The 14957-nt window shown below is 49.8% G+C and carries 14 protein-coding genes and 1 riboswitch; of the genes, 9 read left to right on the top strand and 5 right to left on the bottom strand.

Annotation, left to right across the window (positions count from 1 at the left end):
• Nucleotides 1–79 precede the first annotated feature (79 nt).
• Nucleotides 80–1204, bottom strand: a complete 1125-nt coding sequence (locus tag ACTRXH_RS12505; RefSeq protein ID WP_474282394.1) for an NADH-dependent flavin oxidoreductase — start codon at nucleotides 1202–1204, stop codon at nucleotides 80–82.
• A 195-nt stretch (nucleotides 1205–1399) separates the two neighbouring features.
• Between ACTRXH_RS12505 and ACTRXH_RS12500 the strand changes: the two genes are divergently transcribed.
• Nucleotides 1400–1915 (top strand): DoxX family protein, encoded by a 516-nt coding sequence (locus ACTRXH_RS12500; protein ID WP_474282392.1) that lies wholly within the window; start codon nucleotides 1400–1402, stop codon nucleotides 1913–1915.
• A 183-nt stretch (nucleotides 1916–2098) separates the two neighbouring features.
• Complete coding sequence (locus ACTRXH_RS12495; protein ID WP_322526794.1) at nucleotides 2099–2245, top strand: hypothetical protein; 147 nt, start codon at nucleotides 2099–2101, stop codon at nucleotides 2243–2245.
• Nucleotides 2246–2299: 54 nt separating this feature from the next.
• On the opposite strand, the gene ACTRXH_RS12490 is transcribed toward ACTRXH_RS12495, so the two are convergent.
• On the bottom strand, nucleotides 2300–2629 hold the full coding sequence (locus ACTRXH_RS12490) for a DUF3243 family protein (protein ID WP_474261081.1): 330 nt from the start codon (nucleotides 2627–2629) through the stop codon (nucleotides 2300–2302).
• 229 nt (nucleotides 2630–2858) lie between these two features.
• A riboswitch (guanidine-I (ykkC/yxkD leader) is annotated at nucleotides 2859–2966 on the top strand.
• A gap of 63 nt (nucleotides 2967–3029) precedes the next feature.
• Here ACTRXH_RS12490 and ACTRXH_RS12485 point away from each other — a divergent pair.
• From ACTRXH_RS12485 to ACTRXH_RS12465, 5 genes are read left to right on the top strand one after another with little or no spacing between them, the layout of a single operon-like run.
• Nucleotides 3030–3734: an urea amidolyase associated protein UAAP1 gene (locus ACTRXH_RS12485; RefSeq protein ID WP_474282390.1), complete on the top strand. Its 705-nt coding sequence runs from the start codon at nucleotides 3030–3032 to the stop codon at nucleotides 3732–3734.
• A gap of 19 nt (nucleotides 3735–3753) precedes the next feature.
• Entirely contained in the window at nucleotides 3754–4398 is a 645-nt protein-coding gene (locus tag ACTRXH_RS12480) for an urea amidolyase associated protein UAAP2 (RefSeq protein WP_474282422.1), read from the top strand.
• Nucleotides 4399–4421: 23 nt separating this feature from the next.
• A complete protein-coding gene (uca, locus tag ACTRXH_RS12475) occupies nucleotides 4422–8054 on the top strand; it encodes an urea carboxylase (protein WP_474282388.1) in 3633 nt (1210 codons plus the stop codon).
• Nucleotides 8051–9790 carry an allophanate hydrolase gene (atzF, locus tag ACTRXH_RS12470; protein ID WP_474282386.1) on the top strand — a complete coding sequence of 580 codons (1740 nt, stop codon included), beginning with the start codon at nucleotides 8051–8053 and terminating at the stop codon, nucleotides 9788–9790. Before uca ends, atzF begins: the two co-directional genes overlap by 4 nt.
• A gap of 42 nt (nucleotides 9791–9832) precedes the next feature.
• On the top strand, nucleotides 9833–11299 hold the full coding sequence (locus ACTRXH_RS12465; protein WP_474282384.1) for a YjiH family protein: 1467 nt from the start codon (nucleotides 9833–9835) through the stop codon (nucleotides 11297–11299).
• Between the two features lie 45 nt (nucleotides 11300–11344).
• Here the strand turns inward: ACTRXH_RS12465 and ACTRXH_RS12460 are convergent, their stop codons facing one another.
• Both ACTRXH_RS12460 and ACTRXH_RS12455 read right to left on the bottom strand, forming a co-directional pair.
• Complete coding sequence (locus ACTRXH_RS12460; protein WP_474282382.1) at nucleotides 11345–12094, bottom strand: GNAT family N-acetyltransferase; 750 nt, start codon at nucleotides 12092–12094, stop codon at nucleotides 11345–11347.
• Nucleotides 12095–12130: 36 nt separating this feature from the next.
• A complete protein-coding gene (locus ACTRXH_RS12455; RefSeq protein ID WP_474261087.1) occupies nucleotides 12131–12841 on the bottom strand; it encodes a Na-translocating system protein MpsC family protein in 711 nt (236 codons plus the stop codon).
• Nucleotides 12842–13116: 275 nt separating this feature from the next.
• On the opposite strand from ACTRXH_RS12455, the gene ACTRXH_RS12450 reads away from it, so the two are divergent.
• Nucleotides 13117–13350, top strand: coding sequence for a hypothetical protein (locus ACTRXH_RS12450; protein ID WP_474282380.1), 234 nt, complete (start codon nucleotides 13117–13119; stop codon nucleotides 13348–13350).
• A gap of 71 nt (nucleotides 13351–13421) precedes the next feature.
• Here ACTRXH_RS12450 and ACTRXH_RS12445 read toward each other — a convergent pair whose 3' ends face one another.
• Nucleotides 13422–14048, bottom strand: a complete 627-nt coding sequence (locus ACTRXH_RS12445; RefSeq protein WP_474282378.1) for a uracil-DNA glycosylase — start codon at nucleotides 14046–14048, stop codon at nucleotides 13422–13424.
• Nucleotides 14049–14140: 92 nt separating this feature from the next.
• Between ACTRXH_RS12445 and ACTRXH_RS12440 the strand changes: the two genes are divergently transcribed.
• Nucleotides 14141–14869 (top strand): VC0807 family protein, encoded by a 729-nt coding sequence (locus ACTRXH_RS12440; RefSeq protein WP_474282376.1) that lies wholly within the window; start codon nucleotides 14141–14143, stop codon nucleotides 14867–14869.
• The last annotated feature ends 88 nt before the right edge of the window (nucleotides 14870–14957 follow it).

The raw sequence follows: 14957 nt of genomic DNA, 5'->3' as shown, positions 1-14957 counted from the left end.
TGATAAGAAAAATCTCGTGTCTGGGAGTGGGTTTTTATTATGATTTAACAAATTCGTATAACTCGTCTATGAAAGGGTGTCAGCCGTCATTTCTAGGCAGTGGATAAAATCCATTGTAGAGCTGCTGCCATAGAGGTTCCGGAAGATGGTATTTTGTCGGTTCTTCAGGGTCAAAGGTGGCATTGATTTCCTGTTCGCGGCCTTCCTGGATTTTGCTCACGAACTGATGATCGAGTAGCAATTCCCGCCCGAGACAAACCAGTTCTGTGCCAGTCTCCAGGGCGCTTAGTGCGTCATCTGCCGTGAAAATGGAGCCAATACCGATCAGCGGAGCACGGCCGCCAATCCAATCGTGGATCAATTGAATACGTTTTTGTCCGTTGTACTGGCCTTCCCGTGTTTCGGAATGAACATCCATCAGCGACACATGGAAATAATCCAGCGGGTGTTCGGCCAGACGGTCAATCAATTCCTTCGTCAGCTCCATAGTAATGCCCGGAGATTCGGCTTCTTCCGGGGAAAAGCGGTATCCCACGATGAAATCGTCGCCGCCGTGTTCCCTGGCTGAGGCGGTTACCTCGTTGACCACGGCCAGTGGAAACTTAAACGGGTCAGCCCATTCATCGTCCCGGCGATTATAATACGGAGAAACAAACTGCTGAATGAGATAGTGGTTGGCGCCGTGAATTTCCACGCCGTCAAAGCCTGCCTGGGCTGCACGTCTTGTAGCTTCCCCGAACGCCTGAATCGTTTCTTTGATTTCTTCATGCGTGATCGGACGAGCCTGATGCTTTTGCGGCTCGCCAAAGCTCGCCAGTTCAATTTCACTTGGCGCTGCCACGTCGCCGCCTGGAGTTAATTTAGGCAACGACTGGGCTCCGCCGTGATGAATCTGGGCGACGGCTTTTGCACCGTTCTTTTTCATGACAGCAGCCTGCTGGCGCAGGCCCTCGATATCCGAGTCTCTGGCGATCGACGGCTGGCCGGGGAATGCTTTCCCTAAAGCTGTCACATTGCTTGCTGCCGTAATAGCCAATCCGACATCCTCCGACCGTTTTTCAATGTAAGGAAGCTCGCGGTCAGAAATAGTCCCATCCTCGTTGGAGGACACGTGGGTTAACGGCGCCAGTACAAAGCGGTTTCTTAGTGTAACTCCATTCGGTAATGTTAGTGGTTGAAATAGTGGGGTATATTTTTCGTTCATTGCTTAAGCCCTCCTTCTGCCAAAATACTATAGCACGATCCAAAAGAAGTTCGCGAAAAAGTTGCTTATCATTTTCATCATCTTTCATATATGAACACTTTGTGACCATTCATGTGAAAGTATTCACAATAAAATAAAATATGATATATTAAAGATAAGAAATATGTGAATACATTCACAAAAGGAGGAATCATAATGATTATTCGTTTTTTGAAGGAATCGACGATTGCGACGGTACTGTTTTTGGCAGCACGCTTGTACTTAGGCTGGACGTGGCTCACTTCTGGGCTTGGTAAAATTGCAGAGGGCTTTAACCCTGGCGGATTCCTGCAGGGGGCGGTAGCTGAACCAGTCATGCAGGGCGGAGGCACGGCAGCTGCTTATCCATGGTACACAGCCTTCCTGGAAAATGTCGCTATTCCGAATGCCGGACTGTTTGGTTTTCTCGTCATGTGGGGTGAAGTACTGGTAGGCGCCGGCTTAATTGTGGGCTTGTTTACAACCACTGCCGCCTTCTTCGGCGGTACGATGAATATGGCATTTCTGCTGGCGGGTACAGTGTCGACGAACCCGATCATGCTTATTCTCGCCATCCTTCTCCTGGTTGGAAAAGGTAATGCCGGTAAAATCGGCCTCGACCGCTTTGTTCCAGCTTTGAAAGGAAAAGTCGGACGGGGGCCTAAAGAACAACAAACACCAAAAGCCGCATAGCGGCAGCTGAAAAGCCCTTGTATGAGGGCTTTTTTGCATGAAGAAATGTGTAATAATAACGAAAGGAGCTGAATAATGTTTATGAAAAGGCCACGGTGGAAAGATATATGTTAGCAGTATTAAAGTGAAAAATAGTTAATAATGTTTGATAGATAGCTTTGTTGCAGAAGGGAGGCCGTATCCGTGGAATTTATTATAGGTATTCTGCTGCTTATCGTATTTGTTTTTCTGGCTATTCGTATGGCTGGCTGTTTCTTTAAGTTTATCCTGCCGGTGGCCATTGTACTCGTGATCGCTTATTTCATCTACCGTTCTATACAGGGCGGCTGACAGTGAATAAATGAAAATCCCGCTTTTCAGTAAAAACTGAAAAGCGGGATTTTTTTATTCTTCGGCTTCGTCTTTATTCGTTTGGTCGACCATGCGGACAAGCGCTTTGGCAATAGCATCTTTTTCGTCTTTTTCAGCGTTCTGCCAGAGCTCGTTTAATACTTTCTCTTCCCGGTTGCGAGGCTCTTCGTGCTTGGCCAGATGATCGGCGACACGTTTAGTGGCTTTCGCCAGTCCTTTTTCTCCGAGACCAATGCTTTCGCCCTTTTTCACCTGGTCGCCCAGATAGTTTTTGAACGTATTAAAGTTCTGCATAATCTGGTCTTTGTCTTCCTGATCCAGCTTATCGACGTACTGTTCTGCTTTTTTTGGATCTTCCGCCATTGCTATCGCTCCTTTAGTTGAGTACTAGTAAACGCTTTCCTTTTTCAGTGAAAAAATAAACTAAAAGAAGAAAAGATGGGTCATAATTCATAAACGAAAGCAGAATTAAAAAATAAATCTGAAAATTAATGTGTTAGATAAGCTTACATAGTAGTTGTTATCTGCGGTAATGTTGCTTAGACTACAAATCAACAGCAAAAACAGTATATAGGTTTCCGCAGATGGAAACGCCAATGCTTTCTAGGGTTCCGCTTCTTGAAAAAAGAAGGTCAGGTCCGAGAGAATGCGGTACGGGCAGTGATGCCTGTATACACGGAGGGACAAAAGCCCGGGAGAGTGAAAACTCTTCCGGGCTTTTTATTTATTTTCAGGTGCTTATATTACTAAGGGAGGCTCCATTATGGAAAAAATAATTGAAGCAGGAAGCAAATGGTCGAATGTGGTGGCGAAAGGAAAGGCCGTCCGGTTTACCGCGCTCGAAGACGGAGCCAACATTTCACTTCTGCTGTACAACGCTAAAAATACGACAGATCGTTACAATATGCCCGACTCGTTAAAGGCCCAGCACACATCGAAATTTACAAAAGGAAACATTCTGATGACCGATAATGGCCGGGCGATGGCAAGCATTATTGAAGACAGCTCAGGATGGCATGATCCTATCGGAGGCTATTCGACAAGAGCAGGGACCGACAGCAAGTACGGTGAAACCACGTTTCAAAAGCTGTTGAACGATTACTACCGGAGCGGCGAAGAAAATTTCGTCAAGGAACTGATGCGTCACGGCTTAACGAAAAGAGACCTGGTGCCGAACATCAATTTATTTTCAAAAATTTATGCCGATGAAGCCGGGAGCATGCATTTTGACCCGGAGCACGCCAAAGCGGGAGACACGGTGACGCTCCGTCTGGAGATGGACAGCTTAATGATTATCTCCAATACGCCGAATCCCCAGGATCCGGCAGCGGATTTTCCGTCAGTTCCGGTGAAAATGGAAGTATTTAATGTAAAGGAAGCAGACGAACAGGACTATTGCGTCAACTATCAGCCGGAAAACAGACGGGCGTTCGAAAATACATGGGAATATCATTCATTACTAGTGTGAAGGGGAGTTTAACATGAATATGCTCGCAAAGGTACAAAGTGAAAGAACCGCGGAAACGGCCGTATATGAACAGTTGATTCCGGCAGGCGAAGGGTGGATCAGGGAGCTGCAGCCTGGCCAGGTATTCCGGATTGAAGACGTGGAAGGGAATGAAGCGGCCGACACCCTCTTTTTTGATACGGAGCACCCGGAGGATCATTACAGTGCGATTAACACCATCAATGCGCAAAACAATATTTATTTAACGGCAGGTTCAGTACTGAAAGCCGAGTCCGGAAAGAATTTGCTTGAAATTACGGCAGACACAGTCGGCCGGCACGATACGCTCGGCGGGGCCTGCTCGTCACAGAGCAACACAGTCCGTTACGCCCATGACCGGGAGCCGATGCACAACTGCCGCGATACGTTTATGTACCAGCTGGCCAAATACGGCCATGAGTACAGCAAGCGTGATATTGCACCGAATATTAACTTTTTTATGAACGTGCCGGTTACGCCCGAAGGCGGTCTGGACTTTGATGATGGCATTTCAGGGCCCGGTTATTATGTGGAAATGACAGCCAGATGTGCAGTGACTGCACTCATCAGCAACTGCCCGCAGCTGAATAACCCGTGCAGCGGTTTTAATCCAACACCGCTTCGTGTACTCATCTGGGATAAATAAATTATTAAAAGGAGAGAGACTGAATGTTTCAAAAGGTACTCATCGCAAACCGTGGAGCGATTGCTGTCAGAATTGAAAGAACATTAAAAAAATTAAACATTCCGTCTGTAGCTGTATACACGAAAGCGGATCGTGACAGTCTGCACGTGGCATACGCCGATGAAGCAGTAAATATCGGTGAAGGCCCCCCGCAGGAAAGCTACCTGAATGAAAAAAAGATTCTGGAAACGGCGCTTGAAACAGGAGCGGACGCAATTCATCCCGGGTACGGCTTTCTGAGTGAAAATGCTGATTTTGCGCGCGAATGTGCGAAGCAGAACATTACATTTATCGGACCGGAGCCGGAACAGATGGAGCTGTTTGGGCTGAAGCATACGGCCCGTGCTTCTGCTGAAGAAGCGGGCGTACCTCTGCTCCCCGGCACAAATCTTCTGTCGGGCCGGGAGGAAGCGGTGGCACAGGCAGCGGACATCGGTTATCCGGTCATTTTAAAAAGCACGGCCGGCGGTGGTGGAATAGGTATGCGTATCTGCGAAAATGAAGCGTCGCTTCACGAAGCATATGAAGGTGTTAAGCATTTGGCGGAAGCAAATTTTAATGACGGTGGCATGTTTTTGGAAAAATACATTCCAAGCGCCCGTCATATTGAAGTTCAGATCTTTGGCAATCAAAGCGGGGAGGTTGTGGCATTAGGCGAACGGGACTGCTCGCTGCAGCGGAGAAACCAAAAAGTCGTGGAAGAAACGCCGGCGCCAAATATTACAGAAAAAACGAGACAGGAAATGTGGCAGGCTGCCGAACGTCTGGCGAAAACTTCAGGATACAGAAGTGCTGGTACAGTCGAATTCTTGTACGATCCGGACGAAAGCGAGTTTTACTTTCTGGAAGTGAATACGCGTCTTCAGGTGGAGCACGGAGTAACAGAGGAAGTGCTCGGTATCGACCTCGTGGAATGGATGGTAAAAGAAGCAGCCGGCAGCTGGGAGAACCTTGCGGAGAAAGTGCCTGCTTCATCAGGGCACAGCATTCAGGCCCGGGTATACGCTGAAGACTGCGGCCGCGATTTCCGCCCGAGTGCAGGTCACATCGACCACGTCATGCTGTCGGAGAAGGCGAGAAATGAGACCTGGATCCAAAACGGCGTGGAAACGACGACACTGTATGATCCAATGCTTGGCAAAATCATCGTGCATGCCGACAGCCGGGAGGCTGCTCTCGATAAGCTGTACGACGCTCTTGGAGAAACCCGTTTTTACGGAGTCACCACAAACCGTCAGTACGTCCGCGGACTCCTGCAGGAGCCGCGTGTACGGGAAGGCCGAGTGTTTACCCGCCTATTGAATGATTTCGACCCGGCAGAAAAAGCACTGGAGGTGCTGGACGGAGGCGTTCAGACGACGGTCCAGGACGTGCCGGGAAGAACCGGCCACTGGGACGTCGGCGTTCCGCCATGCGGTCCTATGGACCCCTTCGCCTTCAGGCTTGGCAATGCCTTGCTGAATAATGCGGAAGATGCAAGCGGGCTGGAGCTGACACTGCAGGGAGGATCCTACGTTTTCCGGGACGATCTTACGTTCTGTGTTACCGGCGGTGACATGGGCGCTGCTCTTGAGGATGAACCCATCGCTTTATATGAAACGGTGCAGGCCAAAAAAGGGCAGACGCTGAAATTTGGAAAAACGACCGAAGGCATGAGAACCTATCTGCTGATTGAAGGTGGGTTTGATAAACCGAAGGTGCTTGGAAGCTCCTCTACGTTCACTCTCGGAGAGTTTGGCGGACATGCCGGAAGAGCCCTGCGCCCGGGGGATGTCCTGGGTGTCCGGGGCAGCGCGGAGAGCGAAAAGCAGCAGTCGCTTGCTTTGGACGCACGTCCGGAATTAAAGAGAGAGTGGACGATCGGCATGATCCCCGGCCCGCACTGCACACAGGAGTTTCTGCAGCCTGAATATCTGCGGCAGCTCGCAGAAGCAGAATGGGAAGTGCACTTTAACAGCTCCCGGACCGGTGTGCGACTGATTGGACCTGCGCCGGCCTGGACCCGTGAGGACGGGGGAGAAGCCGGCCTGCACCCGTCCAATATTCATGATAATGCCTACGCGGTGGGCACGCTTGATTTAACAGGAGATATGCCGATCCTGCTCGGTCCGGACGGGCCAAGCCTGGGAGGCTTCGTCTGTCCGGTGACAACTGCTTCTGCGGAGTTTTGGAAAATCGGCCAGCTGCAGCCTGGGGACAAGGTGCATTTTCAGCTGCTGACTATTGAGGAAGCGAACAACCTCCGTCAGGCGCAGGAACGGTTGATCGAAGGTGTAAGAGCAGGACGGGCGGTCGAAGCAGCTGTGCTGCCAGATGAAAATGACGTGCTGGATCCGGAATATCCGCTGCTTGTTGATGAACGCGAAGAGCGCCGGTTTCCTATTACGGTCCGCATGAGCGGGGATGAGTATCTGCTGGTGGAATACGGCGAAATGGAACTGGATTTGAAGCTTCGTTTTCAGGTGCAGGTGCTCATGGAGGCAGTCGAAAAAGAGGGCGTGCTGCCAGTTATTGAAATGACTCCGGGAGTTCGCTCTTTGCAGATTCATATTGATCCGCTGGAGATGACGGTCCAGGAGGCTTCGCAGCACGTACTCCGGATTGACGAAGACCTTCCGCCGCTGGAGTCGATTCAGGTTCCTTCCCGGATCGTAAGGCTTCCGCTTTCATGGAACGACCCCTCTGTACAGCTTGCCACTGAGCGCTACCAGCAGAACGTACGGCCGGATGCTCCGTGGTGCCCGGACAATCTGGAATTTATCCGGCGTATTAACGGTCTCGAAAGCATTAATGACGTAAAGAAGATTGTGTTTGATGCAAATTATCTGGTGCTCGGACTTGGTGATGTGTATCTCGGGGCGCCGCTTGCTACGCCGACAGACCCGAGACACCGGCTCGTGACAACCAAATACAACCCCGCGCGGACGTGGACGCCGGAGAATGCGGTCGGTATCGGCGGGGCATATATGTGTGTGTACGGCATGGAAGGCCCGGGCGGCTATCAGTTTGTCGGCCGGACCATCCAGATGTGGAACCGGCTGCAGGCGACGGAAAGCTTTGAGCCCGGAAAACCGTGGCTTCTCCGCTTTTTCGACCAAATTCAGTATTATCCGGTGACACATGAAGAACTGACGGAACTGCGGGAGGATTTCCTGCGCGGCCGGTTTGAAGCAGATATTACAGAAACAACCTTCGATCTGGGTGAATACCTGGCATTCCAGGAGTCGATTCAGGAAAGTGCTGCAGCATTTAAAGAAAATCAGCAGGCAGCCTTTCAGGCAGAACGTGAACGCTGGAAAGAGCAGGGTATTGCAGAGCATATCGAGGATGACAGCGGAAATGCTGCGGTGCTTGAAGAAGAGCTGCCGGCAAACGAGACAGCTGTTCGCTGCTCGATGCCGGGAAGTGTATGGAAGGTCGAAGTAACGGAAGGGCAGTACGTAAATAAAGGCGACGTGCTGGTCATTGAGGAAAGCATGAAGATGGAATTTCCACAGCAGGCTCCCGAAGAAGGGTACGTAGCTTCCATCCATGTGGAGCCCGGAGACGAAGTGCAGGCAGGGCAGTTAATCGTCGGCCTGCGTGCAGAAAAAGAAAGCGGGGTGTCGGTTACATGACAGAACAATTAAACGTACAGCAGCTGTTAAAAGCTTATCGGAGCCAAAGTATAGAGCCCGGAGAAGTGGTAGCCGGCATTCTCGAAAGGGCCGGGGAATATCAGCACAAAAACATCTGGGTGCTGCCTCCATCTAAAGAGCGGATTCAGCCTTATATTGACCGGCTGGCTGCGTTTTCGCCGGAGGAGCTTCCGCTGTGGGGCATACCGTTTGCTGTGAAGGATAATATCGACGTAGCGGGATGGCCGACAACAGCTGGCTGTGAAGCATACACCTACACTCCGGAAAAGCACGCCACCGTAGTGAAGCGGCTCGTGGACGCCGGCGCCATTCCGGTTGGGAAAACCAATCTGGACCAGTTTGCTACAGGGCTCGTCGGCACACGGAGTCCTTACGGAGAAACACACAACGGACAGAAGGATGAATTGATCAGCGGTGGGTCAAGTGCAGGCTCTGCCGTAGCGGTAGCGTGCGGTCTGGCTGCCTTTTCCCTCGGTACAGATACTGCAGGCTCCGGGCGGGTTCCGGCCGCGCTGCATGGGCTGATTGGGTGGAAATCGTCCCTCGGCGCCTGGCCGATCGCCGGCGTCGTGCCGGCATGTGAAAGTCTGGATTGTGTGACGGTATTTGCCTGGGAGGTAAATGATATTCCCCTGGTGGATCAGGCAGCCCGGGGTGTCGACCTGAATGATCCCTGGTCGAAGCCGTTCGGTAATTTAAAGAAGCAAAAGCCGAAAAAATGGCTGCTGCCGGAGGAAGAGCCGGAATTTTACGGACCATATGAGGAGCAGTACCGAAAAGCATGGAAAAAAACAGTCGAGTGGCTTGAAGAAGGAGCAGAGGAAGTATCGTATGTGGATACGTCCATCCTAAGTGAAGCGGCATCGGTGCTGTACGACGGTCCCTGGATTGCCGAACGCTGGGCGGCGCTTGGATCATTTGTAGAAAAACATCGCGATGAGGTATTTCCGGTAACCGAAAAAGTGCTTTCCAAAGGAGAGGGCAAGGCATACGGGGCCGCAGAGCTGTTCGAAGCGATGCACCGGCTGCAGGAAATCAAGCACCATACCGGGCAGTGGCTCGAAAATAATGTGCTCGTGCTTCCGACATGTGGAGGGACTTGGACAAGAGAACAGGTCCGAAAAGACCCGGTGCAGACAAACAGCGACATGGGGAAATATACGAATCACTGCAATCTGCTTGATATGAGTGCGGTAGCGCTGCCTGCCGGTGAAGCAGCGCCGGATGTGCCATTTGGCGTAACACTGTTCAGCCGTGCAGACGCAGAAAGTCTGCTGATGGGCGCGGCGGAAAGCTGGCAGCGGACAGAACTTTCTTTGCCGGAGGAACCAGCCGAAAAGCTGATTGCTGTATGCGGACTTCATATGAAAGGTTTTCCACTTGAAAAACAGATGAAAGAGCACCGGGCTGAATTCGTGGAAGAAGCTTCGACAGCCCCGGAATATAAACTGATCCGTCTGAACAGCGAACCGGCCAAACCCGGCTTAATACGGGAGCAGACGGGAGAAGAAATTGAGGTTGAGCTGTGGCGGATGCCGATCGGGGAAATGGGGAAGTTTGCCGCAAAGATTCCTGCTCCGTTAGGTATCGGCACGGTCAAGCTGAACGATGGACGCAATGTGATGGGCTTTATTTGCGAAAGCAGTGCTGAAGGAGAAGATATCAGCTCCTTCAAAGGCTGGAAAAACGCAGAGGCGGTTAAATCATCGACGTAAAAAGCCAATTATGCAAAATGTTTCGCAGGGAGGAGCATGTAAATGAAGAACATAGCTGATGAGGATTTGGACCAGATGGAAAAGAATCCTGGAGACACAGCACCGCTCGAAGGGAAGGAACTGGATAAGCAGAAAATCAGCCGGGGCCAGCTGAGAAATGGATTGATCAAATCATTCCTGCTGACCTCCATTGCTGTGATTGTTTTCTTTGTTCCGGTGGTAGTGGACGGGGAAACTGATGTCGTGTTCGGCTACTTGTACAACTTCCTTTTGAACCTTTCTGTGCCTTTTAGTTTGTGGCTGTTTACGGTCATGGTGCTTGCTAACGCCGTAACGAGCATTTACGTAAAGCTGTTTCCGGAACGCAGCGGACGGCTGCTGGATTACTACGGGGGAGATACAGGGGTACACATTTTCTTCTACGTGCTGGGCGCGGTTTTTATGTCAGTATACGCTCTTCACGACAGCTTTGCCGGGTTCACTGGACCGGAATGGATGGTGGGGCCGGATACAGGCGGGACGATTATCCCATCGATTGTACTTACCGTTGGCTGGATCATTCCGCTGGCCGCTGTGTTTATGCCGCTGCTGTTAAATTACGGAGCGCTTGATTTTATCGGTTCGATCCTGGAGCCGGTCATGCGTCCACTGTTTAAGGTGCCTGGCAAAAGCACGATAGACGCTATTTCTTCTTTTGTCAGCTCATCTTCTGTTGCTATTTTAATTACAAGCAGCCTGTACCGGATGAATGTTTATACAAAGCGCGAAGCTATAGCAATTGCTACAAGCTTCAGCGCAGTCAGTGTCGGATTTGCAGTGCTTGTCATTAACACAGCAGAGTTAAGCCAGGATTTTCTGCAGGTATACTTTTCCGGTATGCTGATTGCGTTTATTATTTCTTTCTTTATGATCCGGATTCCGCCCCTGTCGAAGCAGCCCGACGTTTATTTTGACGGACGGGAGCAGACAGAAGAAGAAAGACAGGGAGAGGCGAAGTTTGAGTTTGGCATTATACCGCGCGGCTTTCAGCGTGCTGCGAAAAGAGCCGAAGCAGCCAGGCCGCTCGGCTCAGAAGTGAAGACGAGTGTGGCGGGAGCGCTTGGTGTGCTTCCCCGGGTGGTGGCAATGCTTGCTTCTATCGGTATTACCGGTCTGATTGTCGCTGAGTATACGCCGTTATTTAACTGGCTCGGCATGCCGTTCATTCCGCTCTTAAATATTCTCGGTGTGCCTAATGCGGCAATGATCGCGCCGTCGATCCCCGTAGGTATTGCTGAAATGTTTCTGCCGGTTCTTTTAATTGCAGGAGATCTGGCAGCACTTGAAGCAGGGGCGATTTATTTTGTAACGACGCTCTCGTTAGTACAGATTGTGTTCTTTTCTGAATCCATTGTTGTCATTAAAGCAACGAGAATGCCGGTAAAGCTCTGGGAACTCGTCATCTGCTTTTTTGAACGCACGATTATTGCAATTCCTATTATTGCTTTGTTTATGCATATCATGTACTGATCAAAAAAGACGCCTGTCCCGGGCGTCTTTTTGCGTGCACTCATATTATTGAAAAATAGCGGTGTACTGAAAGCCGAGCCGTTTATAGTTCTGCTTTCGATACATGTCGCGCGGGGTATCCTCCTGGTCTGCGACGAGAAAGATTGCTTTATCCGGAAAAAGGTTCATGGCAAACTGCTGCAGGGCGTGGCCGATGCCTTTTTGCTGCAGCTCATCGTGGACAAACAGATTATCCAGTTCTACAGAATGATCGCCGGCAATCAGTTCTACAAAGCCGGCAGGTTGTCCGTGGTGATAGGCGATCAGCTGAATAAACGAAGCATCGTAAAACCGCTGTTCGAGCATGTGCTGTTTTTGAGCTGCGTACGCTTCGCCGAGAGGGAGATCCTGCTCAAGCTGCATCGCGAGAAAAGCGGGCAGGTTTTCAACATCGACGCGCTGGATATCGCATCCTTCAGGGGCGTTTTTTCGCGGAAAGTCATCCGGTCGGATAGCGTACAGCTCCATGACGGTCACATCATACAGGGTACTGTGCAGATACTGATTTAATGCCAGCGGAAGCTCTGTGTTCGGCGGAAAATGAAATTTCAAATGCTTTTGGCCCCGGGAATTGTGAAAATCGCGTAAGTAAGCTTCGATTTCCTGGAAGTAATCAGGGTCCGGCATCTGTTTAAATGAAATAAAATTGCTGTCGAAGTGATCCTTCCATTCTATGGAATGGTAGTGCCGGTAATCGCGGTGGTTTTCGATGAGCGACCCCGGAGTATGCACATGGTGAAACGTAATGGGAATCACGGATATCAGGCCTTTCAGTGGTGTAATAAAGAAATGTTATTTTACAGGAGCTGTTACGATAATAACTGTGCTTTTGTCTTTTTCAAAATTCCAGTCGATAAAAATATCTTCCACTTTTGCTCCTAAAAGGCTGGTAAACAAATCCTCTTCCATGAATAGTTCCTTTTCGAGCTCGCGTTTGGCAATTTTTAAAACGTCCTCGTATCCGAGGGCAATCAGCCGCTTTTCGATAGGTACGAGAATACCGGTACGGACAATCAGCGTCGTCCGGTTGTTCACCTGGACCGAAGAAACATCGTCAGGCACACGCTCTGCTTTGTTGCTCGTTTCCCCGATCACCTGCTCGAGCTTCTGCTTGTTTGGATACTCTTTTGCAATCGGCTCTGAAGTCTGTCCGGCATTGCTGTAAGACTCGGGTTTTAATCCGATAATGACGCCGGAACGATGGTCCATGTTCCAGTCGTAAAACAGTTCGTTTAATTCAATGCCGGTCGTGCTTTCAATATAGCGTTTGACTTCGGGTATTATCGTTTTCATCATGCTTTCCCGGAGCTCATGCACGGCTTCGGCGCCTTTATCTTCAAGCAGATGCTCCTCGATGGAGGACATGAATTCGCGTAAGAAAATAATGGCGTGTGTCTCCCCAAGAGTCACATAGGCTGCCTGGGGTCCTTTTCCGAAAGAGTCCCGTAGCAGACGTCCAACGTAGCTTGCGATGTCCTTTTGTTTTGCTTGAATATCAATCACTGGAATTCTCCTTTATTGTTAATATTTTATAATATTTATCATAAAAAAGGTAGATATTTCATTATTTATATGATAATTTTAATATATTGATCATATGACTGGTGGAAATGAAGCCAACGGTCCGTGACGTTTATTTTAAGTAGAAGCAGGAATGCAAAAATGTTTATACACCGGCCGGATAAGAAAAGACAGAGTGCTTTTTCTTCACAGCCAGTATCAAGAGCTTTCTTGGTGCTGGCTTTTTAGTCCACTAACCTCTGGAGGAGATGGGTAAGATGGAGCTTCGATACGCGTACTGGTGCGATAGAAAGCTAAGTGAAGTCATCGTCGGACGGGAAACGGATTTGGATTATTTAAAGAAAAAGGGATACATGATTTATTTCTGTAGCGACAATGCTGAACTTTATAATGCCGTGAAAAGCTACCGGATGCGGGAGTGGATCATCACCATAGTATCTGAATTGCCTGAATTTTCCGAACTTCTTAGCCGGGAATACGCGCGAAAATAATATGCATATGTAATGCTTTATTTTCGCTTCATCACTATAACATACAAGCAGAAAACAGAATATGACGGAGTCTATGTGAACCTGGCACAAAGGCGGGCAAGGTCATAGAAATGCTGTCGGATCAAAGGTTCAAGTGACCGGTTATACAGGCTCGCTGCCGGATGATACAGCGGGTAAATTATATAGTGCCCGCCGCTCCACATGTACTCCTCCGCTGTAGTATTCACCTGCCGGACAGGAGATGTAAATTGTATGCCGGCGGTATCCGGCATACGAGGTGAACGTCCGAACAGCCGCCAGTACGGGGTGCGTCCCATCGGACATAGAATCTTCGGCGAAGCCGAGCGGATCTCCCAATCGAGAAGCGGGGCATGGGCCATAATTTCCTTTTGGTTTGGTGTGCGGTTATATTTGCGCGGGACACCGGAGGGCGTTTTGCCCCAACGGTACGGACGGCTTTTGATCGTGCGGGTGACGTAAATGTCCTCCAGCGGAAATGGCAGAACCTCCAAATAGGAGAGAAATTGTTTCCCTGCGCGTCCGTCGTAAGGACCGCCGCCTGTGATTTCCGTTTCACCCGGCGCCTCGCCGATCATCATGACGACAGGGTCGACCGGGTTTGGCCCGTTAAGAAAGCCTTCACACCGATGTCCCACCATTCTTTTTTTCGCTTTTTCCACTTCGGCTTCTGGCAGCAAATGTATTCCCTCCTGCATACGTCCTGACTTTTCTATACCCGGGCGCGAAATATTCTATACTTGTGATAGGATATATAAAGGAGGTGGGGCGCGTGCAGCAGAAGCACATCATGTGGTTTGACATTATTTTTTACGTCGTCTTTCCAATCTTTATTTGGAATATGGCGCGGGACTATACAGGTGATTATATAGCGATGCTTATATCCTCGGTACCGGGGATTATTTATACAGTGTACCGCTTCGTACTGCTGAAAAAGGTGAATACGTTCGGTATCTATATGATCGCCACCCTGATTATTGGCACCGTCCTCGATCTTATTGCCGGCGGCGGATTGCAGCTTTTGTGGAATAATATTTACTATGATTTTGTGATGGGTGCGTTTTTTATTTTAACCGTCATTTTTATGCGGCCGATCTGGCTCTTTTTTACCGTTGATTTTATGGAGCTGCAGGGCGGGGACCGCCAGCAGCTGAAAAAACAGTTTTACGTGCGCAAATACTTATGGGTGTTTCAGGCGATCACGCTGTTTTTTGCCCTTCGGGAGTTTATTCTAGCGTTCGTTAAAATCTGGCTCGTGCAAAGCTACGGCGTGGAAGCCTTCGACGAAGGTATTATTCTGCGGCAGGTGCTTTCGTGGACCATGAGCTTTATCGCGGTTGTCGGGTTTATCTTTATTGCCAAATGGCTGCATGAAGACGGTATCGACGCCGGGGAAATCACCAACAGCGGTCAAAATGCCGAAAACGAAGAGCAGGACGGAGAAAAAGAGGAGGAAACACCGGAAGGCGAGCGGGAAAAAACATCTGAGCAACGAACGTAAACAAAAAGCAGCCGGCGCCGGCTGCTTTTTTAGGTTGCTGGCGTGGGCCGGCGGATGGAAACGGGTGGAAATGACTGCCGGAAATCGG

The organism is Marinococcus sp. LNHM5E3-2.1 (assembly GCF_056034365.1).
This window is presented reverse-complemented; position numbering and strand designations above follow the sequence as displayed.

Coding starts and splice junctions, on each gene's coding strand:
- ACTRXH_RS12505 (WP_474282394.1), bottom strand. CDS start 1,204: ATGAACGAAAAATATACCCCACTATTTCAACCACTAACATTACCGAAT.
- ACTRXH_RS12500 (WP_474282392.1), top strand. CDS start 1,400: ATGATTATTCGTTTTTTGAAGGAATCGACGATTGCGACGGTACTGTTT.
- ACTRXH_RS12490 (WP_474261081.1), bottom strand. CDS start 2,629: ATGGCGGAAGATCCAAAAAAAGCAGAACAGTACGTCGATAAGCTGGAT.
- ACTRXH_RS12485 (WP_474282390.1), top strand. CDS start 3,030: ATGGAAAAAATAATTGAAGCAGGAAGCAAATGGTCGAATGTGGTGGCG.
- ACTRXH_RS12480 (WP_474282422.1), top strand. CDS start 3,754: ATGCTCGCAAAGGTACAAAGTGAAAGAACCGCGGAAACGGCCGTATAT.
- uca (WP_474282388.1), top strand. CDS start 4,422: ATGTTTCAAAAGGTACTCATCGCAAACCGTGGAGCGATTGCTGTCAGA.
- atzF (WP_474282386.1), top strand. CDS start 8,051: ATGACAGAACAATTAAACGTACAGCAGCTGTTAAAAGCTTATCGGAGC.
- ACTRXH_RS12465 (WP_474282384.1), top strand. CDS start 9,833: ATGAAGAACATAGCTGATGAGGATTTGGACCAGATGGAAAAGAATCCT.
- ACTRXH_RS12450 (WP_474282380.1), top strand. CDS start 13,117: ATGGAGCTTCGATACGCGTACTGGTGCGATAGAAAGCTAAGTGAAGTC.